Raw genomic sequence first — 24153 nt, 5'->3', positions numbered from 1 at the left:
TTCATCTTGTTCGCACCCATCACGGGTGCGTGGATTGAAACTGAGCGTTAGCAAGTGCTTTAGCATTTGGCTTTATTCGCACCCATCACGGGTGCGTGGATTGAAACACGTTCTGCGCGTGTCAATCCATCGGTAAACTCTTCGCACCCATCACGGGTGCGTGGATTGAAACACTTTAAACGATAAAACCCCTAGCCGTGTAGCTATTCGCACCCATCACGGGTGCGTGGATTGAAACCTGCTAGGTATTCGTTATTACTATTATCGTCTCTTTCGCACCCATCACGGGTGCGTGGATTGAAACATGGTTTTAATTCCTATTTAGTGTATCATTGAATGTTCGCACCCATCACGGGTGCGTGGATTGAAACCTCTAATGTCCCCCATCTATTGCGACCACCTAAATTCGCACCCATCACGGGTGCGTGGATTGAAACAATATAGTAGAAAAAGATGCTGGCGGTACGCATTTCGCACCCATCACGGGTGCGTGGATTGAAACCACCGATGCAATCAACGGCTCTCAACTTTACTTTCGCACCCATCACGGGTGCGTGGATTGAAACAGCACAGCTGTAGGTTTTGGTAATAATGTGGCTGTTCGCACCCATCACGGGTGCGTGGATTGAAACAAACCCTGCGTGGATAAATTAATCTTTGCTACTTCGCACCCATCACGGGTGCGTGGATTGAAACTACTGGTGATAGCCCTATACCTTTACTAATACATTCGCACCCATCACGGGTGCGTGGATTGAAACTACATAATCGTATACTAACATTGTTATATCCTTTTCGCACCCATCACGGGTGCGTGGATTGAAACATACTCCTTTGTTTTGATTAATAATATTCACGCTTCGCACCCATCACGGGTGCGTGGATTGAAACATGATGTTAGCCTTTTATAGTGTATTGCGTTGTTCGCACCCATCACGGGTGCGTGGATTGAAACATAAAAGATGAGTATGATTGTTTTGATAAAAAAGAGTTCGCACCCATCACGGGTGCGTGGATTGAAACTCTTAATTCTACGTAATCATACACTAACATCTCTTCGCACCCATCACGGGTGCGTGGATTGAAACATTAGCTCCTTATTTTGTATTGGTAGGCGTTACTTCGCACCCATCACGGGTGCGTGGATTGAAACACATTAGAACCTCCCACAGATTATATCCCTATAGTTCGCACCCATCACGGGTGCGTGGATTGAAACTAATGGCTGATAGAACCCAGTTAACATCTCCCTTCGCACCCATCACGGGTGCGTGGATTGAAACTCACCTGCTATGAACCCTTTTTGCTCGCTTTGTCCATTCGCACCCATCACGGGTGCGTGGATTGAAACATAGCCGACATTGAGCAGTCTTTGCTTAGTCAATTCGCACCCATCACGGGTGCGTGGATTGAAACAAGCGTGCGTTTGGCGGTTGGCGTCGCGATAAATTCGCACCCATCACGGGTGCGTGGATTGAAACATCACTTAAGCGGTAAAAACATCTACCGTCGGTTTTCGCACCCATCACGGGTGCGTGGATTGAAACTCACTACTCGCATAAGCACACTAAACGCAGCATTCGCACCCATCACGGGTGCGTGGATTGAAACATTCAGCATCAGCCATAGATGCTGAATTATTATTCGCACCCATCACGGGTGCGTGGATTGAAACGCCATAGTCAACTTTGCTGTTTTTACTAACCGTTTCGCACCCATCACGGGTGCGTGGATTGAAACTTACTTATGTAACGGTAGCAAAAACAAATTAGATTCGCACCCATCACGGGTGCGTGGATTGAAACTACTCATCTACCGCTATGATTGATATGTCGGATTCGCACCCATCACGGGTGCGTGGATTGAAACGTCATCAATGGTATCAGACTGCGTCTCAATGTTTTCGCACCCATCACGGGTGCGTGGATTGAAACAGCCATGCTTGCGTTGCTGTTTCATCATATACTTCGCACCCATCACGGGTGCGTGGATTGAAACTATCAGTAAATTATGACGCTAATATTGGCGATATTCGCACCCATCACGGGTGCGTGGATTGAAACATCATACATACTTGATAGTCTTCATTGACTAAATTCGCACCCATCACGGGTGCGTGGATTGAAACTATCCAATCGCTAACACTTATTTTATATTGTCCTTCGCACCCATCACGGGTGCGTGGATTGAAACAATTACTACCCTATCATCAATACTTACTTGCTTTCGCACCCATCACGGGTGCGTGGATTGAAACCAAACTGACCTGATGCTATCTGACCTTGCAGCCTTCGCACCCATCACGGGTGCGTGGATTGAAACTCGCTGGTGGGGTAGTAGTTGATTGTGTGACCTTCGCACCCATCACGGGTGCGTGGATTGAAACTTAACTATCTCGTAGTTAGCAATGGCGGCCTTTTTCGCACCCATCACGGGTGCGTGGATTGAAACATAGACCACAACGTCCATATCAATCGCTTTGCTTCGCACCCATCACGGGTGCGTGGATTGAAACTGCGAACTCAACCACACCGTCCTCAACATCTAATTCGCACCCATCACGGGTGCGTGGATTGAAACTCTTATTCCCTTCTCAATATCAATGGTAAATGGCTTCGCACCCATCACGGGTGCGTGGATTGAAACTAAGAACCGCTTACGGGCGGCATCGTATAACGTTCGCACCCATCACGGGTGCGTGGATTGAAACTATCAACGTCCATTCAGGCCAAGAAGGAGGTGTTTCGCACCCATCACGGGTGCGTGGATTGAAACTGATAACCTCTCTGCAATTGCGTAAATATTTTTTCGCACCCATCACGGGTGCGTGGATTGAAACGAGTGAGGTTTTCAGCCTCTGGGTATTCATGATTCGCACCCATCACGGGTGCGTGGATTGAAACATCACAACGAAAACACGGTGCTCATGTAATATTTTCGCACCCATCACGGGTGCGTGGATTGAAACTGACAAAAAACAGGCTGGCAAAGTAAAGCGCATTCGCACCCATCACGGGTGCGTGGATTGAAACGACAGTAATGCGCTCTGCGCCAGAAGCAATCGCTTCGCACCCATCACGGGTGCGTGGATTGAAACTAAACAAATAACCCCTTTCGCCCACATTGATTTTTCGCACCCATCACGGGTGCGTGGATTGAAACAGGCTCAATGAGTATCACAGGCGGCTATTACTCATTCGCACCCATCACGGGTGCGTGGATTGAAACATCATTGCTCAAGTATAGGTAAGGGTGCATATAAATTCGCACCCATCACGGGTGCGTGGATTGAAACGCCATATCCATCGAATAACATCAACCCAATATATTCGCACCCATCACGGGTGCGTGGATTGAAACTGGTCGCCATAAGCACTCATAAACACCTGCCTCTTCGCACCCATCACGGGTGCGTGGATTGAAACAAGATACCAGCAGGGGTAACGTCAGTGCCAGCATTCGCACCCATCACGGGTGCGTGGATTGAAACTTACCGCCTTTTTTAGTCTTACGGTTATTACGTTCGCACCCATCACGGGTGCGTGGATTGAAACCTTACGTGAGAAATCATGAGCTTTGAAAAAGCATTCGCACCCATCACGGGTGCGTGGATTGAAACGAGACAATATCCATTTGCGAGTATCAATCTGCACTTCGCACCCATCACGGGTGCGTGGATTGAAACCGATTAGTGACAAATTATCACGATACATATCACGTTCGCACCCATCACGGGTGCGTGGATTGAAACTACGCGCTCAACCATCGTCACGCCTTCGATAATTCGCACCCATCACGGGTGCGTGGATTGAAACTTTTGCGCCTTTCGTGTATTCGGGGAATTGCGTTCGCACCCATCACGGGTGCGTGGATTGAAACTATTCGAGTTTTGGGTGGGCGTACAACTGGATATTCGCACCCATCACGGGTGCGTGGATTGAAACTTAAAAAACTTATGAGCGCTCTCTGATTTATCTTTCGCACCCATCACGGGTGCGTGGATTGAAACGAGAAAAACGCCAAAGCGTACATGGACAGCTTAATTCGCACCCATCACGGGTGCGTGGATTGAAACGCAACAGCCGGTACAGGGGCAACCAACAGAGCAAGTTCGCACCCATCACGGGTGCGTGGATTGAAACGTTATCGCCAGTTTGTCCGTTGCCTGTGCCTGGGTTCGCACCCATCACGGGTGCGTGGATTGAAACGACAAAGCCCTCTTTTTTAAACCCATCAAGGTATTCGCACCCATCACGGGTGCGTGGATTGAAACAGACGTAATAGCTATGGGGCTGTATGCCTGCCTTCGCACCCATCACGGGTGCGTGGATTGAAACCAAAAGAAATGGACGCTATCAGGGCGAGCCTGATTCGCACCCATCACGGGTGCGTGGATTGAAACAAGCCCGTCATGCGCGATTATTGATGAGTACCATTCGCACCCATCACGGGTGCGTGGATTGAAACTTGATATTTACCGATGCAACCATCGCGGCACTCAATTCGCACCCATCACGGGTGCGTGGATTGAAACGGCTTTTGCTTAGTCTCGGTTTTTTCGTCATGCACGTTCGCACCCATCACGGGTGCGTGGATTGAAACTAGCGTGGTAGCACCACCTTTTGACTCGGGGTAATTCGCACCCATCACGGGTGCGTGGATTGAAACCAGCTAATTTACCTGCTGTTGCAACTACCACTTTCGCACCCATCACGGGTGCGTGGATTGAAACATCTGCCAAGCTGAGCGAATGAATCTCACAAATTCGCACCCATCACGGGTGCGTGGATTGAAACGACGCACTCATAATCTATCACTGATGCTTATCTTCGCACCCATCACGGGTGCGTGGATTGAAACTCACTCATACCTATCTCCTTAGTTAGTACGCGATTCGCACCCATCACGGGTGCGTGGATTGAAACTCCGTACACTTATAAAGACATAAAGACTAAAGATTCGCACCCATCACGGGTGCGTGGATTGAAACCGCCTAATTTTGACTGGCGCACGCTTAACCCTGTTCGCACCCATCACGGGTGCGTGGATTGAAACTACTATGTCTTCTTAAACCCTCACGACAACCATCGTCGTCTACCCTTTATTCGCTCTTGAATTTTCAAGCTCGCTATCTCTACAATCAAAGGCATCTCTGATCACGTAAATACTCGTGATTGGTTATGCTTTTTTTTATGCCATCCATCTACTGAGACAGCCATGTATGCTCTTGTTGATTGCAATAGCTTCTATGCCAACTGTGAGAAGCTCTTTCGCCCTGATCTAAGAGGTAAGGCAGTGGTCGTACTGTCTAACAATGATGGCTGCGTGGTCGCTCGCTCCAGTGAGGCAAAACAGCTCGGTATCAAGATGGGCGTACCATACTTTCAGGTCAAAGAGTTTTGCGCGCAAAACGATGTTACCGTCTTTAGCTCTAACTACACCCTCTATGCTGACATGTCTCACAGAGTCATGAGCACCCTTGAGAAGCTGTGTCCTACTGTTGAAGTCTATTCTATCGATGAAGCCTTTTTATACTTAGCTGATTATCCTACTGCAATGACGGATCTTGATAGCTATGGGCGTAAGCTCAAAGCTATTGTCGAGCAGTATACTGGCATTCCAGTATGTGTGGGTATGGGCAGTACTAAAACCATGGCAAAGCTTGCCAATTATGCTGCTAAAAAGCACCCCGCTACTAAAGGCGTTTGCGTGTTAGATAATCTTCGATGGATAAGACGTATCATGCAGATCACTGATGTTGGTGAGGTATGGGGTGTGGGTCGTCGTTATAAGGTCAGACTTAATGAGATGGGTATTCATACGGTTTATCAGCTCGCCGTCTGTGAGCCTGCGAAAATAAGACAGCACTTCGGGGTGGTACTCGAGCGCACCTGCTTAGAGCTTAATGGTCAAAGCTGTCTTGGTATTGAGGCGGTAGAGGCTAAGAAGCAGATTATCTCTTCTCGCTCTTTCTCCACTCGCATTAGCTGCCCCGATGAGCTGAGTCAAGCAGTCTGTAGTCATGCGGCAAAAGCGGCCAACAAACTACGTAAACAAGACAGCGTCTGTCATTACTTAAGCGTCTTTGCTAAGAATAGCCCGTTTAGTCAAACAGAGAGTTATACCTCTATATCCGGACAATGTCAGTTTATAACCCCAACCGCTGATACTAGAGTGATGGTAGCCGCTGCTCGGCAGATATTGACTCAGATCTTTAAAAAAGATGTTCGCTACGCCAAAGCTGGCGTCATGCTCTTCGATATCTGCCCGCATGATGAGGTACAGCCTGACTTGTTTGCAGACGATAGTAGCGACAATCAAACCAACCAACAAAGTGCCTCAAAGAGCGCAGAGGTTATTGCCGTTATGGATCAGCTCAATAAAAGATATGGTCAAAACAGTAATCAGCAGTCTGCTGTGTTTATCGCAAGCGAAGGCATTAAAGATAAGCAGTCATGGAAAATGAGCCGCGACATGCTATCGCCGTGCTATACCACAAATATCAACCAAATACCCAAAGTAGATTAAATCAAAGGTGGACTCAATGAGCGTTAAGATAATAGGAAGGCTGACTGACGAAGGTGAGACGGTATTGCTATCTTTATACAGCGATAGAGTTAAAGCAGGCTTTCCAAGTCCAGCGACGGACTATGTGCAAAACCGCATTGATCTAAACACACTGCTTATTCACAGTCCAACTACAACCTACTTAGTAGAAGTCGAAGGCGATAGCATGATCGATATGGGTATCTACCCCAATGATATCTTGATTGTAGATCGCTCATTAAGCGCTAGGAATAAAGATATCGTGATTGCACTAGTCGATGACGGCTTTACCGCCAAGCAGCTGATACTCGGTGAGCATATTATCTTACGAGCTCACAATGAGAACTATGCAGATATCGTGGTGAAAGGCTCGCTTGAGCTGTTTGGGGTGGTGGTGAGTAGTGTTAGGCGGTTTAAGAGGTGAGAAATAATAAAAAATTCTTTTTATGTCCTAAGATCAGATATCAATCTGCATCCATGTCATATAAGCTCTTGATCCTAATATTTAAGCAGCACACTGGTAAATCTCTATCTAAGATCCGTAAGCCGTTGTCCTAGAATTCCACTCTGTCTACCCTATCCACGTGCTTGCTAACTCTAGCTCATTTCTAAAGCGCTTCAGAGCAAATTATCATTGCTCTTCTATAAGTAACTCTAAAAGTAAAATGATGCGTCACGTATTGTCGTCTAGTTGACGAGGTGGGATCTAATTGATAGCAAGTAATAGTAAGATAAGAGTAGAGGTCAATAAATGAAGCATATCGACCACATTAGATCATTATCTTAGTGGAGTGTTTATGAATCCATCAAAATCATTAACAGTTGCCAAGCTGCAGACAACTCCTGTGCTCATATTTGAAGGCGTTCTTGAACTATATAATCTTTATACCTGTCATATCAGACCCTTCATTAGTGAAGCCTTTAAACTTAAGCATAGCGCTGCTTGGACTAAAACCACATTATTTATCAAAGAAGACAAAAGATGGTTTTTAGTCAATAATTTTGAGCTTTTTCACTTGATCAAAAGTCCTGATGTTGATTTTAATGTACTCGGACAAAAAGTGTCTGTGAGATATATCCCAAAAGATCAGTTTAATTTCGACATCAGTTTTTACGAGCTTATTTATCTCATCGCAAAATACAATAAAGAAATAGATATCAAGCTCATTTACACGCAGCTAAACGAGATCTTGGATCAAGAGATAAACCAAAAATTATTTGGCAAAAATATTTTTGCTATTACTACATTTTGTCGGCTTATAAATATAAGTGAGCAAACCTATTACAAGCGACCTTCTGAGGGTGTTTTATGACTGAGAATGCTCATGAAGAGCTAGAATGGCTTGATACGCCAGCATTAACAGAAATCATTAAAAAAATTGATAATGACCAGAATTTTATATATCCAGAAGCAGTATCGACTGCCATATCTGAGATCACTTTAGCAGTACACAATAGCTATAGCCAGCCAGATGATAATCCCCAAAATCTACTAAGATTAATATTACAGGTATTACAAAGAAGGCCAGTTCCTCGGCTTTCTATGACTATTAGTAGATCAGAATTAGCAAAAAAACCACTCATCATGCAATTGCTTATTCTCATGCAACATTCTATCAATGAACATCAGCATGACTACCTACAGAAACGGTTAATTTGGCTAGCCATAGCAATGCACACCAGTGTGATACTGATGCAGCATAGTACAAAACAACACACCAAAAATATACTGATGCAATTTAAACAGGCGCAGTTTTCAAGATCTTCTAGACGAACATGGATTTGGCGTGAACTACCTGATTTACCTCAAATGACCATGAGTTTGGAAAGCATACTCACCATTTTCACTGATCTATTAGAGCAGCAAAAAAGTGCATATGAATTGTTAAATGATAAGCAAGCTACTCATGCCGAAGAAAAGAAAGTGGCAAAAGATAAACTGAGCCAAATAGAGAAAATAACGACTGCCTATCAACACGCGCACGTGCCACAGAAGCCAAAACCTAAGCGTAAAAAGCTACCTAAGAACATTAAAGTTAAAGCTATCAACCTAGCAGATAACACATCAAAATATCCTGTAGACACCACTGCAACTAGGCATAACTGGAATACTACGTCCAGCAATGATGCATGGGGTAGCACACGTGACGATATAGAACACAGTGCTATCGCCATAGATCTTGCATTTTTAGACCCTAATACAGAAACCTATGAAGATCTAACTACTAGCTTTGAAGAGCGTATTGATCACCATGAGGCACCCTATGTCAGCTATGGCGAATATCCAAACCCGTTAATCAAATACTCTATACCGCTCCAAACTATAGATTTATCGCTACAGCAAAACTATATGTCTCAGCGCAATCTCGCGCTTAACTCTAACACGCGCTTACTCTCCCTTGCCGGCTACCAAGCGTTATTTGCTGCGCTCAACCAAGATGCAAGCACCTTACCAGAAACAGAGACTGATAAAACCTGTGCTGGTATTTTATTGTTATCTATGATTACTGGGTTGCCAGTTAAATCCTTACTAATACCCGGCTATATCGGTCATCCTAATATTTTCAAAATCAAAGGTAAAAAATACTACATTGAACACAGTTTAGGTATTACTAAAAGATCGACAAGCCAAACATTGCCCGAAAAGGATTATGAAAATACTTCTGATACCATCAAAGTTCCACTACCATCATGGCTTATAGATGATTTACTTGCTTGCGAGTTGCCGTCAAAAGAAGATTTTACGGCTTATCTTGCCGCCTTGCGTAGCAGCCTTGGATTGCCGTACCTGTCCGTCAATCGTATAGAGACCGCACTACATGTCGTGCTCTCTCGTTATACACCTAATTGCCATGCGCATATCGCCGATATCATCTGTCGCACGCCTGCGTCCCATGCTCCTGCGATGTACTATAGTAGCCACACTAGCGAAGCACTTATGGCTCACTATAAATCAGCACTGAACATATTTAATAGCAATAGTAATTTTGACCTGACTTATATCTCCGCCTGGCATAAATATACGGTGGGGTCAGGGTTTGCGTTGAAGATTGAAACAGTTTGCGACATCATAAATGAGATGAAGTACTGGACCGATCAAAGTTCAAACGATGAGGAGCACTTTAACAGAACCAGTATTTTTGTATGGTTTGTCTTTTGCCTTTTAACCGGCGTGCGACCAAACAACGGTCTTGGCAGAATGTACGATATTGATCTTGATATGGGTTGGCTGCTCATCAATGACAAGCCTGTTAAGAAGGTCAAAAGTGATCGTCTCATTCCGCTATGCCCGACACTGATACGCCATCTAACAGACTATAGAGCGTATTTGATTAATTATCAGGCAAAGCATCAAGGTTATCATGACATCAGCGCTATCATTGACAATATCCGTTTGGGTAATGATGAAACACTATTAAAGCTGTTGTATGAACGAGCTCCTAGTGCTAACTCCCCTACTCTTAAAGACATTAAGCGTGGCGATGCTTATCATATGACCAAACACATCATTGACGCCAACCCCTATTGGACACGCCACTTTGTTCGTACGCAGCTTGAAAATCTTGGCGTTTCCTTATCGCTGATTAACACAGTTATTGGTCATGAAAAAGCTCGTCAAGAAGTATTGGGACGTTTCTCATCAAGTAGTAAAGCAGATATTAAGCGTGTAGCGTCTGTGTTTGAACAGATCGCAGCACAGCTTGGGTTATCAGATATCACAATCAATCATTATCCTAATTCAAATCATGTCGGCACAAGCACTGCAGAGGTTGATCATGCTAATAAATGAAATAAAGCTGCCAAAAATTATTGATGACTTAGCAAAGTTTGATGGTAGAAAAAAGCGCTACGTGCCTTACCCATCTATACTCAAAGACAGTGACACGGCAAGGACACGTGAGATAAAGCTACTCGCCGACTTACAAACCGAATGGGAGTCGTTGAAAAGGGTTCATCCTGGAAGTATCGGATTCATACAGTCTTTTAATAAATACTACCAACAAGCGCTTTGGCCCAATGAGCGCATCTTTTCATTTTCGCCAAGCTCTAGCGATTATTTTGATTTGTCATGGCTATCTTGGAGTCAATCTTTAAGCCAGTTTCAGATAGAGCTTTACAGGCAATTGGAGCCATTGTCCCAAGAGGGATTTGATGAGTTTCAGTCAATCATTGAAAATAAAATAGCAAAAGCTTACGAGTCATCTAGAACACTCAAACATGTTTGGCAAATCATCGTCAAGTTCATTGACTATCAAAATAAGCACTATATGCTTGCTGAGCATCACTATCCTAAGATAATCGCGCCACAGCCTACTAAAATCAATCCACTAATTACAAATACAGCTTGGTTAAAAGACGGTAAGGCGCTGGTCAAAATCATTCGCGCAGTAGAGCATCATTGGGAGCAGAACACCAATTACAGCCAAGAGCAGATTATAGGCTGGCTGATATTCTCAGGAATTGTGTATGGCGGTATCAATGAGGTACAAATGCTTCAAGGGTGGCTTATCTCATTGCTCACCAAAGAGTATCAGCCATTCATCAAAGAAAGGATAATGGTCTCGCCGCGTTTTGTACAAAAGCACTTTGGTAACGAGCGCGAAGAAGAAAGTGATAAGCTTTATAACACCAAGCAAATCATTGTAGATGTGGTCAGTCAGTGTTGGCTGATGCGTTATCATAAAAACAGCAGTCAAGCAGAAATCAAACATATCATTGCCAAGCTGTCAGAAGATAAGATAAAGCGATACTTGACCGTGGCTTTGTCTGACGTGATCAAGCCTTTAGGTATTAAACCACTTCCCTTTTCAAGGTTTTTATATTACGCCAGTTATTACTGGGAGGATTTCGATGACGCTAGTATCGACCATGCTTCAGTTGGGGTGCTGCGAGGTATGCATAATACTGCAGGATTAAGTACGCAAGACTTTGGTCGGTTCTTGAACCAAAAATATCAGTATAAAGAGGAGCCGTATAATCTAGAACATATTTTGACGCTGTCTATCAGCAAAAGCTCTGTTAATCAAAACGAGTCATCTAGTAGTAGTTCTACCAAAAAGATAGAGGTTAGAAAGTCTGATTTAATTATGAATCTGACTAAAGACTTCAAAACGGATGAAAAACAGAAAAAGAAAAAAACCAGCAAAAAGCCGCCTACTCTTATTGAAAGAGTACAAAAACGTTATAAGCAATACGATGACTTAAGTGAAAAAATTTTATTAGATTGGGTGTTGAATTTACTCAATCGAAAAGAATCAAAATCGCTTAGCAATGAGTCTATTTTGAAATATATCAGAACCATAGGCTATGAATGGTTATATTTCACAACAGCGCAGCCGCTTGATATTTGGTCAGAAGAAGAGTTTGAAGAGCTCTATGAAGACATCTTAGAATACAAAGCTGTCGTACGAAACAATACTGATATTGGATATTCTGCCAATTTATTAAAGAGTATGCACAACTTTGCCAAGAGCAAATACAACCTTCCCTCTGTGAATTTCCAGCAGTCCAAAAATGGTCGGCGTGTACGTGCGGAGCTGATATCACCGCAAGCGTACCAAGCCATTATTACGCAGATACTGGGTTCTGTAGATATATTGGAGCGGGAGATGTTCGCGCTTTTATTTATCTTAGTCTATCGTACTGGGATGCGCAAAAAAGAGCTGTTGGGTCTTAAGTATAATGACATCGAAGGTCTAAAGGCAGCCACACCCTCAGTGGTGATCAGGCCCAATAGCTATCGTCCCACTAAGACTCAAAGTAGTATTCGCCGCGTTCCCTTATTTGCCCTCTTAAAGCCTAATGAACTGAGTTTTTTTATTAACTTTGTGCAAAGTAATATCGGCGGCAATTCAAACAAATTTATCTTTACCTTATCATCAGAGCAACGCCCTATTGATGACCATGTTCCGTTAAAGTTACTCAAACGAATCTTAAAAGACATATCGGTAGCTGATAATGTTACAGACCATACTTTTCATGGGTTTAGGCATACGGCAGTGAGTAACCTATCTCTGGTGCTAGTAGGCCATTCAGATCTCGTAGAAGCCCTTACCGATTATGACGAAAGCGATGTACTTCGCATCAAACAAGGCATACTCGGAGAGCATATCAATGCACAAGATCGCTGGTATGCTCTCTCAGGTATTATGGGACACTTATCGCCTGAGCGGAGCTTTGAGTATTACAACCACTTTGCCACACTGATGGCGACCTATGCGCTTAGTAAAGCAGATATAACATTGCCAGAGCGGACGCTGTATAACGTAACAGGGTTTACAAACAAAAAGCTTAAGGAAAATAATGCGAATGTTCGTAATAGTAGCGTCAGCATACCTAGTATTCGTACACTTTTATTTAAAAATATTATAGAAGGCAAACGCAAGTCACCAAAATTTACGATAGAGAACTGTGATAAGAAATTTCTCTTGAGTACCAATACGCCAGCCAATAATGAATTGTTTGGTCGTTATGGTCTAAATCGAGTACAGCTGCTATTACAGGCCTATGATGAAGAGCTGCCTTTAAGTAAAGCAGCCCAGTTAGCAAATATCTCTATTCACGATGCAAAGGTTCTAATAGAACGTGCAAGCGAGGTTGCCGCTATCACTACCAAACGCGGCAAACCTCGCTTTGTTAAGCTATCAGATTCAAAGAATTCCGTACTGAGTCCACTGAACATTCAATACCAAAGTGATTTAAGATTGCTCTCGCTTTTGTTAAGTAATGCCTATCGTCTACGAGAAAAATCAGAGACTGACTGGACTTGGTTTATTGAGATATGTCGTGAAAAACTGTCTGTTAGCAGAGCATACCTACCATTTGGAAAAAGAGATGAAAAAGAATTGCAGCGTTTCATTGATATTGCTGAGAAATTGCTGCCTTTGAAACGTTGGCTGGTAAGTAGCAACGAAGATCTATTGATGCAAACTATGTCATCTACTGATTATCAAGACATTAAGCAACAATCTAATGAGTCGAAAAATGCTCTCCATATCGGTATTGCTAGTCAAGACCATAGAGAGCAGATGAACAAATGGCAATACTCACCGCTACTACGGTTTTTTATTCATATGATGCTCATTACAGATGAAAAGCTATCTATTTTGAGTTAAGTTTCTTACATTAAATTCTTTTAAAATGAGCTTGGTTATCGGAATAAATAGATTTGCTAGTTTAAGGGAAAATATGAGCTTGCTGGATAGTGGTGATTTAGAAGAAAAACAGAAATTAGATAAGAAGCTGACACAGCAAAAAATACTACTGGGTGCTGTTCTTGTAGATGCTTTAGAGAAGGATTCATTAGACGGTTTAAGGGAATATACAGCCGATAATCTGTTGGATTTTTTGAGCAGACAAACGGATAAGGATTTAATGGCAGATTTGGTAAAAGGGCTTGATACTGAGTGAGACACTTAACAAGACGACTGAAGCAATTCAAAGTATTAACATTAACTAGAAAAGTTCAAATAGTCATTCTGCTATTAACTTGGATATCGCTAATAGCTTGGGCAATACTGAGTTGGCAAGGTAGAGACTTCCCTTTAGAGTCTGAGCTTAATTATAGTGAAGGTATTGTAGGTAGTTTGAATGTTGGTGAGGGAAATCACATTTTTATGTTATTAGATCTCAATGACCTTAACCGTAAAGAAGTATATGGGTGCAGCTACTCAGCTTTTGACACTGGCTCCTCTTGTTTTGGCAAAAAATATTTAGAACCTATTGAAGGTAAAAAAGCCGTGATAGGGTGGTATATACAGAAAGATTTTCTAGGGTTTCATAATGGAATTAGACAGATGGTAAGTCTTAATGTGGAAGATGTCGAAGCTGAAATTAATGAGGTAATCACTTATCAGGGGACTTTAGACACTATAAAGGGTATGAATACGTATATGAATACGGGTTTTATTATATTTATAGCATTCTTTTATTACTGGGTTTGGCGTTTTATGGATTTTATAGAGTGAAAAGGATACAGTACCCTAGTGAGGACTTGAATATTTGGCTGTGGGCTAATGGTATCAACGTTTTAACTCGCTGAAATAGTCACAGTGTACTTCATGGTGTACCTACCATACATATTCTATTCGTGATCGGTGCGCTATACAGGCATCGAACTACTATATGATGAAAATTTTTCAAGTTACTTCCTACTAGATTAACGGTAGGGTCAGATGTAAGGATAGTTATAATGAAATACATCAAACACTTTGTAAATTCTTATGGAGAGCATACTTGGGATTTTACGTACTACTATCATGAAGTAGTTCCTAAGATACTTAAACATAGGGATGAGTTAAGCCCGATTTTATCAAGTGATTTAAACGGAATAGATAATAGAGAGAAGACGCTTAATAAAGGCATAATCCAGACGATTTATTATGATTTAGAAAATGATAGGATTTCGTTGAAGATCGAGCAAAGACAAGGCAAAGATTTAATAGAAATCATCTATTTCGGTATTGTGAATGTTAATATCAATTGTTGTATATTACCAATCACCATAATGGTACATGAAGTAGACGTAATGCCTGATAGTAATATCATACATTCACTATTTTTATTAGGTGATACAGAAATAGTTTTTGAATGCAAAAAAATAGAATTAAAGACTATACCTCTTGAAAAAGTCACAAGTTAAGCTCAAAATCAACCGCACTGTCTAATTGATTATGTCAATATCAAAGCATATATTTTAGGTTCAACTCATCAAAATATATAGCAAGAAACTTTGACTATACCCCAGCAGAACCAGCTATTTCACCCCAAAAACCTATTAACAGACTACTTAAAACAGACTGATATAATGGAACCATCTATAACAGACTTTTGAACTATGAGACTAGTCGCTATGCTTTTTTCTATCAATAGCCTATAGCTATAGTTGAGTTTGATAGTTTCTTTTAGCACATTGTAAAAGATTGAGCTTACCCTGATATATTACGCTTTTTATCGGATAGACTTTTTAATACTCATCAGAATTTTTTGATATCTCTATAAAAAGTTAATGAGTAAGTCATGCTCTTCAATTATCAAAGCTATTTGAACCTAACTCTCAATAAAAAGACAGCTTTACTATAATAAGAAAATTACTTTTCTCGTTATAGTAAAGCCGTCGATATTTCTAAGTATTCAGCACACAACTTATTAGTTTTTGTGAGCTTAAGAGAAGTTGTTATCCCTATTTTAAGTTTAATCCAAATATAGGTCGATTCTACTCTGACATCTACGATTTATTGAGCACTTTCTACTGGGTCTTGATTGAAACTCGTATTGTCTTCGTCTACCATTGTTGTATCACTAGTGACTGAGCCATCCATCATTTCATCGGTAGTGGTACTATCCATCATTGTGTCGGTAGTGGCTGTACCAGCTGGATCCATAGGACTGTTTGTATCGGCCATGTCCATATTCGTGGTTGTTTCACCCATAGTAGAGTCCGTCCCTACTTCAGCAGCAGTAGCTTCAGTCGTGTCCATCGTACTATCTGGCGTCTCTTCCACTTCATTACTACAAGCACTAAGTCCTACAACGCTGACCAGTAATGCCATCCATAGTTTACTTTGAAGTGAATGGCTAGAGATTGTTGTCTTCATTTTAATATCCTTAATAAAGTTAAGATAAACCATTAATTATGGTATTGAATATTTCTACTTAACTATTACTTTAAATGAATTCCAATATTAATACATATGCCGACTAAGATGTTTTTGTTAAATTTTAATAGCTTTTTTAAGTAATATAGTTATATCAGGCTATTAAAATAAAATTTATTACAGTATTTTAAATAAGCCTTAACTTAAAAATAAAACTGTGTAATAAATTTAATTAATTACAAAAGTCTAGTAATTTTACTATAAAAGCTGACAATGTTTGGCTTTTTTTATGACTATATTATTAAAAAACTTACTGATTATCAATTTTTATCTATAAGCGTTTGGAATCTATAAGCTAAAAAACATATAAGGAAGTATTACTTCAGGAACTATTTCTAGTATGGAAAGTCACCCTATATATATGCAACCGAATTTACTAGTAGATTATCTAAAACATCAGAAAAATTGCTATTTATTTTTAGATATAGACGGTACGCTTTCAGATTTTACACTAAACCCTAAAGATAGCATCGTACCATATTCAACTTTAAGTATATTACGGGAACTACAAAAACATGGCATTGTAGTCGCTATTGTAACGGGTCGCAGTCTTGTTGAAGCTAGAAGTTTACTGGCTGGATATTCCTAATCAAATGATCACCAAGTATTAAGTCATTAGTAGCACTCATTCTCATAGTAAATGGACAGATAATCAATTCCTTTAAATGAAGAATAGATTAAATTGATATTCACAACTAACCTATTAGATTCAAGTTAATAAATTGAATATTCTAAAAACTATACTTTTCACGTCTTCTTCTAAAAGCTTCTTCAGACCCTTCCATAATATCTAAGATTGCTGAAGTTACTTTAGAATTGTCTAAGCCACCACACGCTTTCATAACACCTCTACCATTTTCAACATCAAATGCATAAACCAATTCAGCATCTCCGTTAACTGGAAGATTGGCATTATGTGTTGCTATGATTAGTTGTCGCTTATGTTTAGTATCCCTAAGAAGAGGGATTAATTCATTATAGACAAAATTGGAATCTAACTCATCTTCAGGTTGGTCGATAACTAATGGGTTTCCTGCTTCAGATAACAATAATGCCAACACTGCTGTGTTTCTTTGTCCATCTGATAGGTCATTTTTAGAAATACTACCAGCTCGACTACCATCTTTCCTAAAAAGCTCAATATCCACACTATCGGATACTCGCTTACAACGTAAGTTTAACCATTGTTCTGACTTATCTATAATGTACTGATATAGCTCTTTTTTAATATCAGGTTTAAACTCTACATTCGCTTCATTGACCTCATGATCTAACAAGCTGTTCAACATTTCCCAAGGTGAAGAAGCATGCTCCTTTCCAGAAGTTACATAGTCATTATAAATTTTTTGACCTATATCCTCCCAATTACCCCCTAAACGTGTGCGTTTATCTGAGGGTGAAAAATCGTTCCAGTGTTGCCTAAAGCTAACATAATTTTCTTGCTCAGCAACGGTAATCTTAATTATAGATTTCTGTACTGTTGGAAAACTTTTTCTCGTTGCAAGATTATCACGAAGAATAAATTGCTGATGCCACAAGTTATGCAACTCACTAATAAGACCTTCTGAATCTTCAGTCTCGGATTTAACTGTCTCAATTTGATGATTTTTGCGATTTAGTTCGTCCTGTTTGGCGGCACCTTCTATTTGCAGATTACTTAAATTATTTAAATCCTGAATAGACATTCCTCGTCCCAGACAAGCTTTCTCGAACGCCTCATTTGCACTTTCTAATTGATAAAGAACCTGTTTTGACTGCTCATTTCTAACATAGTTGTTCAGTCTTGAGCTAAAGTTTTCGATATCTCTGCTTATATTTTCCTTTAGTTCTTGAATCGCTAAAATTACTTCATTATCAAAACTTTTGATCCAATTGTAATTTGGTGTCTCAGGATTAGAAAAACATGGCTGGTAATTTGCAAGTAAATTTATTTGCTCATTGAAAACTTCTTTATAAGACCTAATAGTCTGTTTTACGCTATCAATATGATTTTTCTCAAAACTAAGAGCTTCATGTTTTTTTGCTTCTTCTTGCATTACTTCGCTTGCTAAACGCTTACGATTAATTTCATTAATATCATGTTCAAGCTTTCTACAAGCCACTAATAATTCATCAATCCTTTGTTGATCCGCAAAAGCCTGTTTTATTTTTAGTACGGTATCCCGCTCTTGCTGTTGTAAAGAGGATAATTCGTCTTTGATAAAGCTATCAATAAGTGATAGCAAGCCTGTGGCTTGTCTATTACTATCAATAACAACTACTGATTCTGAAAGGTCATTAAGCTGTTGCTGACTGTAAAAGCTAATGGGCAAATCATCGAAGTATTTTTCCTCATCAATCACATCTCGATTGGTTAATGTAGACTCTCCTTTATCTTTCTTCCACACTATAGTATCTATAGATTTCTGGTCACTTTGCCACTGGACTTCAATTTCTGCATCTTGAGGACTAAGTGTATCCTTAACACGTTTAGTTTTTTCTAGATTTATCTGCTCTTCTAAATCACTATCTTTTTTAAAAGCAATCCTCAGATACTCTATAAGTGTAGATTTTCCACTACCTCTACCACCGATAATGCAGTTGAAATACGGTGAAAAGTGTATTTCCTGATCTCTTAAAAAGCTTACATTTTTGATTGAAATGGATTTGATTACATTTTTTTCGGATTGTATATGGGGGTGCACATCATTGTTGACATCTTCAGGTAACTTGATACGAGATGAATGATCTAGAAAAGCTTGTCTCAATGACTCAATTGAAGGACTGGACATTTTTATCGAAGTATAACGGTATCCTAAACTATTTGGATTAGGATTACCGTTTTGATCAGTCTTAAGAGACTTAGCATCAGATGACATTATAAATGCAGGTTGTTTAACCTGTCTTTTCCAATTTCGATCAGCACCATTAAGAATATTATTAATTTTATTAGAGGGAGGGTTCTGTGTTATTTCTACACAATAAAGAGATTCATTTTTAAAATCATCTTTATGACCTTTGTCGATAATTCCATTATCAGTATCTGCATGAGCACCTATTACTATACCGCCACACTCATTCTGTACGGTTTCAATCAATAGTTTTAGTGAAACGTCTTGATCATTTCGCCTAAGTCTAACTGGTTCACCTGACTTAAACCTCTCATCTTCAGCTAATCCGAGCTTCGTTAAAACCTTATTACATTTTTCAAGATCTGATTGCTTTTTAGCAGGCTCAAACAGACAAAGCACATGATAACCAATGTCAACTTCAAATCCCGGCAAAATAGTTATCGGATTTCTACTAAACTCTTTAGCAACTGATTTATTTTGTTGTAAGAGATGAAGAGAAAACCACTCTCTCGGATTCTTCTTAGAACTAAAGTTGTGGTCAGTTAACCCAATAACATCCAACTCTAGCTCATGACATCGCCTCAGAAACTTTCTTGCTTTTTCCTGAATATCATTTTCATCTTCTTTGTTTATCCTTGGATTACCTAACTGTAAATCACTATCTAACCAGTGCTTTGCATCTTCAGGTGTTTGAACCTGAAGATCACACTTTAACCATCTCATTCCTTGATAATTATTATTCATAGTCTATCCAATAGCTTGATTTATCTGTTCTTCTAAACTTCGACCTACTTTATCTTGTGCTTTCGCCATCAAGAAAATGCGCTTACCGTCACTGTCTTTAGCCCATTGTTTACCCACATCGTTTTTAATACGAGCATCATCGGCTGTATCTATATGTCCGCCTTTATACTCAAGCACGAATATAGATCCGTCAGTAAGTTCAGCGATGAAATCAGGATAGAAGTAATCCTTATGAGTTGGCAGCCAAAAAGAAGACTGGGGCTTTTTCGGAATATTTCTAACCCAATGCTTTACTTTTGGGTGAAAGTCTAACAATTGCGCACATTTAAACTCCTCAGTAATAGTACCTGAATCAGTTTTCTCTCTTAAGTCATCTATTTGAGCATAAAAATGCTTATTGAATTTATAGCTACCACGATAAGGCTTTCTGACAGGATAGATCCCAGCTTTAAACTCAAAAGTATTCTCTAGAGTGAGTTCATCACTCACAATTAAATTATCGAACAAATCACCTTGGAAAGCTTTAGTTCGAGCCAAGCTAAATAGTCTGTTCAATTCGCTATTAATGGCTTGAACTAATTGGAACTGTGCTCTATGAAGGCTAGTTAAGCTAAATTTACGTTCATTAATTAAATGAGATAAAAGCCTCACTAAGTAAGCTCTCAGCTGAACTTGTGTTAAGCCAGTTCGTCTCGTTTTTCTATCCAACCAATTTATTAAATCATCTTCTGAAATTGGTGTTGGCATATCCTCAAAATGAAGCTGTTGGGTATCAACATGAGTATAATTAAGTGCTTTTTCTTTTATGTTGACATCAATCTCAAAACTGGATGCAGTCTCACGGATACTGAATTGTTCTAAACTGACTGGAAAGTCTAAGAGATTCCATTCCACGCTGTCTTCAATTGCTTCTTTATCTGCTAATTGCCAGTCACCATCAAAGATTAATCCTAATTGAGGTATGGGGGCAAAAGTAGCATTCCAATTTTCGGGCGCATTAGCGGCTTGCCTTTGAGATCTAGCTTCTTCAAAAGAGGTTTGAGTACGTTCTTGTTGTTTAGGTGTTGCTTGATTTAGAACAGCATCTTGAATACGATCAAACTCTTCATCACTAGTACCACTTAGGATTACTAATGATGACCCTTGACTAGTTTCATATCTCTTTATAGATGATTGTAGGTCAGTAGGAATCTTATCTACTTCGAAATTGAAAGGTAAAGGTACAGCAACCTCTGGTTCTTTGGGTTTGGTAGAACTACTATCACCATTATTTAAGTTTAAATCACCTTGAGTTGGGGGTGTTATTGCAGCATCTGCCTCCCATTTATTAAAGCCCATATTTTCGACCATACGGTCTTTTAGGTTTGATGTGGCGATAGATATGCTATCTGAAATTACATGAGCATATGCCTTATTTAAATCACTCTGAGAGCGCTTTTTGGCATAGGGCATTCTTAGCACTCTACCTAAAAGCTGTTCAACATCCGTTGCAGAATTAATGTTTTGTAAACTTGCCAATATATAAGCAAACGAACAGTCCCAACCCTCTTTTAATGCTTCGACCGTTATGACAATACGGATGGGGCATGTTTCACTAAACAAGTTGATGTCATCTAACTCTTTAGTTGAGCCTGTAGAAATCGCTATCCAGTTTTCATCAATGCTGCCATCTGACAATAAATATTCTTTAACGGCATCCACATTCGCTTCGCCGTTCTTATCTTGAGCTTGAATCAACAAAATAGGACGAATATAGTCCTGTTCTTTTTGAGCCAATAGCTCTAAATTTTGACGATGAATCAAAGCATCTCGGATACAAGCTTGCCACGCCTGATTAGGATGTTCAGTTAATACGATAGGTAACTTAATCATATTCTCTGCTTTGAGTTCAGCAGCTGAAACTGAATATAAAACATTATTGTCTTTAGGCGTAGCGGTGAACTCAACTAAACATTTTGGGTTAAGACGTTTGAGTGTGGGGAAGAAGCTCTTACCGCCTCGATTTTTATGTGCCTCGTCCACTATAACGATAGGTCTATAAATATTAAACAGGTTTACTAATGAGTGTTTAACTCTGCCAATATCTTTATCCGTTAGGAAAGGCTGATGCTTCAAAGTGTCCTCAGTGACCGTATCAAGCGTTTCTATTTGTTTGGATGTTAGGTTTCTAAAGAACTCACTTAAGTTTTCATCAAAAGCATAAGCATTACGCTGAAAGGTTTTTTCCTTATCAATATTAAAAGCTTGAATGGTCGTGACGACGATTACGCAAGAGCCCTCAATATCATGCTTGTTAAGAGTCTGTAGTGTTTCAATATCACATATTTTTAAACGATCGCCATAATAGCCTTGTAGTGCTTTACGGTAGGGATGATTAAGATTAGATAGTGCTGCCAATGTTTGGCTTCTAATCATGTCAGTCGGAACTAACCATAAAACAATAGGAGTATCTGTATTAGCGTAATGCTCAGCAGCAATAGGTATGCTATGCGCTGCCATTAAAGTTTTCCCACCTCCTGTAGGTACACGCAAACAAACACTTGGAATGCCATCAAGGCGATCATTATATGGAATTGATTCCAAGCTATATTCTGAAATACATTCTTCAAAAGCAGTTTTAGCACCAGCGGTGGCAGATGAGATGAAGAATTCTTTTAGTGCTTCAAGCGATTGCTTTTGGTAGTTTTTTAATCTTAATGTCATTTTTTAGTCCTTACTCGCTTGAGTCCCATAAAGTGCATAGGGAATTTGTTTGAATTCAATATTCAGAGCTTCTAGTCTGGGTTCACCGATTCTTGAGGCTTCACCAATAATGACTCGTTTACCTTCATGTTGATGTAAGTCGTTTATTAAGCTTAATACTTTATGCGTTAGTATATTGCCACTATTTGGTCTTCTATCACCTAATATGCCGTTATAAAGCAAGTAATAAGCGATATTATTGTAAGTTCCTATATATGGTGAATCGGCTTTAGAAGTTTGCAAGGAAGAACCTGTCTCTAGCCACCAGACATAACTGGCTAAATCTGAAAATTTGACATCTGTGTTAAGGAAACCTTGTTCATCAAATACTGGTGAACCTAAGGTGTAGAAACTAAATCCTCCTCCACCCTTCCAATTCACACTATCTGAAATACCTGTGGTATCCCCTTGAATTACTGCATTTAACCGTGGTAAAACAAGCGTTTTTGCATGCTCACCAATCTCTACACCAATATACTTACGTTTCATCTTATGGGCAGTTGCAGCGGTACTCCCTGATCCTAAAAAAGAATCTAGAATATAATCATTTTCATTAGAAAATACTTCAAGAATAGTTTTGATATAATCTTCAGGCTTTTTACCTCCTCTAAATGCTGCTCCTCCTTCGTTCCTGCAATTACCAAAACGGTCAGCAAAGTCATAAAAATTAGGTATAGGAACATACTTATGCGTTTGTTCCAATTTATCTAATGGCACGCCTTGATAGTATTTTCCCTTAGTAGCTCCAGATCTTTTAGGTCCAGTAAAGTACCTATAGTCATAAATATCATCACCAATATTAGGTACTTTATATAAAGCACCAAGGCCATCCTCAGACACTCTTTCCGTCAAATAATCTCTGAAAAAGCGACCTGATGAGTTCCCATCTAAAATAGTTCCACTTGCCCAAATTTCCTTTAAACCCTCGTTAAATCCTTTATCGTGTTTTAATATTTTATAGTCACCTTTTTTAAATACTTCTACCTGCTTCCCCCCCATTGAAACCACTTTTGATGGTTCTGATTTAGTTTCGATGGAATAACAAAATTTATCATTATTAGAACTTAACTGAGGCCTATTAGGTTTAGCTAGATGTGACTTCCTATAAACCAGGAGATACTCTATTTGCTTATGATATGCCATATCTTCTTTCAAGGTCTTATCAGCATATCTAACTTGTAAGTAAATTGTATTTTGGTAGTTCTGTCTGCCAAATATCTCATCAAGCATTACCTTTAAATATGACCCTTCTTTATCATCAATGTGAACACAAAGGAACCCATCCTGAGATAGTAATTCATGTAACAGCACGAGTCTGGGATATAATAAAGACAACCACTGAGAATGCTCTAATTTATCATCGTAGTGCTCAAAAGCGTTCTGTGTATTATAAGGCGGGTCAATAAATATACATTTCACTTGGCCACCATATAAGGGAAGTAACGCCTTTAAAGCTTGTAAATTATCACCTTGGATAATAAGGTTGTCCTTTGATTGCTCACTATCACCATAAGACTCTTCAAATTTAAGTAAGTGGTATGGTACTTGATCAGCTGTCTCTTCAGCTTGATTACGGTTCACCCAGTCTAGTAATGGCATAATATTCCTAACTCGTATATTTATATTTAAATGGT

Annotated in this window: 13 protein-coding genes and 1 CRISPR repeat array (1 of these 14 cut by a window edge); of the genes, 9 read left to right on the top strand and 4 right to left on the bottom strand. The window is 39.9% G+C overall.

Translation table 11 applies throughout. The features are described from left to right. Positions 1–5055: direct repeats of the CRISPR family, unit length 32 nt; unit sequence TTCGCACCCATCACGGGTGCGTGGATTGAAAC (it extends 3768 nt beyond the left edge of the window). A gap of 162 nt (positions 5056–5217) precedes the next feature. The 8 genes from GYK50_RS04050 to GYK50_RS04015 all read left to right on the top strand — a co-directional run bounded on the left by GYK50_RS04050 (position 5218) and on the right by GYK50_RS04015 (position 15187). Beyond that, positions 5218–6528, top strand: a complete 1311-nt coding sequence (locus GYK50_RS04050) for a Y-family DNA polymerase (protein ID WP_201587515.1) — start codon at positions 5218–5220, stop codon at positions 6526–6528. Between the two features lie 16 nt (positions 6529–6544). After that, positions 6545–6970 (top strand): LexA family protein, encoded by a 426-nt coding sequence (locus GYK50_RS04045; RefSeq protein ID WP_093068652.1) that lies wholly within the window; start codon positions 6545–6547, stop codon positions 6968–6970. Between the two features lie 373 nt (positions 6971–7343). Beyond that, positions 7344–7859, top strand: coding sequence for a hypothetical protein (locus tag GYK50_RS04040; protein ID WP_186474084.1), 516 nt, complete (start codon positions 7344–7346; stop codon positions 7857–7859). Then, a complete protein-coding gene (locus GYK50_RS04035; RefSeq protein ID WP_071002012.1) occupies positions 7856–10336 on the top strand; it encodes a site-specific integrase in 2481 nt (826 codons plus the stop codon). The genes GYK50_RS04040 and GYK50_RS04035 overlap by 4 nt, the downstream gene beginning before the upstream one ends. Then, positions 10323–13661, top strand: a complete 3339-nt coding sequence (locus GYK50_RS04030; RefSeq protein WP_212564313.1) for a tyrosine-type recombinase/integrase — start codon at positions 10323–10325, stop codon at positions 13659–13661. Before GYK50_RS04035 ends, GYK50_RS04030 begins: the two co-directional genes overlap by 14 nt. Before the next feature lie 73 nt (positions 13662–13734). After that, entirely contained in the window at positions 13735–13956 is a 222-nt protein-coding gene (locus tag GYK50_RS04025) for a hypothetical protein (RefSeq protein WP_071002014.1), read from the top strand. Beyond that, positions 13953–14513: a hypothetical protein gene (locus tag GYK50_RS04020; protein ID WP_212564312.1), complete on the top strand. Its 561-nt coding sequence runs from the start codon at positions 13953–13955 to the stop codon at positions 14511–14513. Before GYK50_RS04025 ends, GYK50_RS04020 begins: the two co-directional genes overlap by 4 nt. 224 nt (positions 14514–14737) lie before the next feature. Continuing rightward, the gene (locus GYK50_RS04015) at positions 14738–15187 is read left to right on the top strand and encodes a hypothetical protein (RefSeq protein WP_093068641.1); all 450 of its coding nucleotides are present in this window, start codon (positions 14738–14740) and stop codon (positions 15185–15187) included. Between the two features lie 592 nt (positions 15188–15779). Here GYK50_RS04015 and GYK50_RS04010 read toward each other — a convergent pair. After that, positions 15780–16142 (bottom strand): hypothetical protein, encoded by a 363-nt coding sequence (locus tag GYK50_RS04010; protein WP_212564311.1) that lies wholly within the window; start codon positions 16140–16142, stop codon positions 15780–15782. Positions 16143–16542: 400 nt separating this feature from the next. On the opposite strand from GYK50_RS04010, the gene GYK50_RS04005 reads away from it, so the two are divergent. Beyond that, a complete protein-coding gene (locus GYK50_RS04005) occupies positions 16543–16791 on the top strand; it encodes an HAD hydrolase family protein (protein ID WP_212564310.1) in 249 nt (82 codons plus the stop codon). A 142-nt stretch (positions 16792–16933) separates the two neighbouring features. On the opposite strand, the gene GYK50_RS04000 is transcribed toward GYK50_RS04005, so the two are convergent. From GYK50_RS04000 to GYK50_RS03990, 3 genes are read right to left on the bottom strand one after another with little or no spacing between them, the layout of a single operon-like run. Beyond that, positions 16934–19777 (bottom strand): TrlF family AAA-like ATPase, encoded by a 2844-nt coding sequence (locus GYK50_RS04000; RefSeq protein ID WP_212564309.1) that lies wholly within the window; start codon positions 19775–19777, stop codon positions 16934–16936. Positions 19778–19780: 3 nt separating this feature from the next. Next, positions 19781–22480, bottom strand: coding sequence for a DEAD/DEAH box helicase (locus GYK50_RS03995; protein ID WP_212564308.1), 2700 nt, complete (start codon positions 22478–22480; stop codon positions 19781–19783). Positions 22481–22483: 3 nt separating this feature from the next. Then, entirely contained in the window at positions 22484–24118 is a 1635-nt protein-coding gene (locus GYK50_RS03990) for a site-specific DNA-methyltransferase (protein WP_212564307.1), read from the bottom strand. Positions 24119–24153 lie beyond the last annotated feature (35 nt).

Source organism: Psychrobacter pacificensis, assembly GCF_018336615.1.
Classification (GTDB): Bacteria; Pseudomonadota; Gammaproteobacteria; order Pseudomonadales; family Moraxellaceae; genus Psychrobacter; species Psychrobacter pacificensis.
Note: the sequence above shows the minus strand (reverse complement) of the source record. Positions and strands in the feature narration are given on the sequence as shown.

Coding starts and splice junctions, on each gene's coding strand:
- GYK50_RS04050 (WP_201587515.1), top strand. CDS start 5,218: ATGTATGCTCTTGTTGATTGCAATAGCTTCTATGCCAACTGTGAGAAG.
- GYK50_RS04045 (WP_093068652.1), top strand. CDS start 6,545: ATGAGCGTTAAGATAATAGGAAGGCTGACTGACGAAGGTGAGACGGTA.
- GYK50_RS04040 (WP_186474084.1), top strand. CDS start 7,344: ATGAATCCATCAAAATCATTAACAGTTGCCAAGCTGCAGACAACTCCT.
- GYK50_RS04035 (WP_071002012.1), top strand. CDS start 7,856: ATGACTGAGAATGCTCATGAAGAGCTAGAATGGCTTGATACGCCAGCA.
- GYK50_RS04030 (WP_212564313.1), top strand. CDS start 10,323: ATGCTAATAAATGAAATAAAGCTGCCAAAAATTATTGATGACTTAGCA.
- GYK50_RS04025 (WP_071002014.1), top strand. CDS start 13,735: ATGAGCTTGCTGGATAGTGGTGATTTAGAAGAAAAACAGAAATTAGAT.
- GYK50_RS04015 (WP_093068641.1), top strand. CDS start 14,738: ATGAAATACATCAAACACTTTGTAAATTCTTATGGAGAGCATACTTGG.
- GYK50_RS04010 (WP_212564311.1), bottom strand. CDS start 16,142: ATGAAGACAACAATCTCTAGCCATTCACTTCAAAGTAAACTATGGATG.
- GYK50_RS04005 (WP_212564310.1), top strand. CDS start 16,543: ATGGAAAGTCACCCTATATATATGCAACCGAATTTACTAGTAGATTAT.
- GYK50_RS04000 (WP_212564309.1), bottom strand. CDS start 19,777: ATGAATAATAATTATCAAGGAATGAGATGGTTAAAGTGTGATCTTCAG.
- GYK50_RS03995 (WP_212564308.1), bottom strand. CDS start 22,480: ATGACATTAAGATTAAAAAACTACCAAAAGCAATCGCTTGAAGCACTA.
- GYK50_RS03990 (WP_212564307.1), bottom strand. CDS start 24,118: ATGCCATTACTAGACTGGGTGAACCGTAATCAAGCTGAAGAGACAGCT.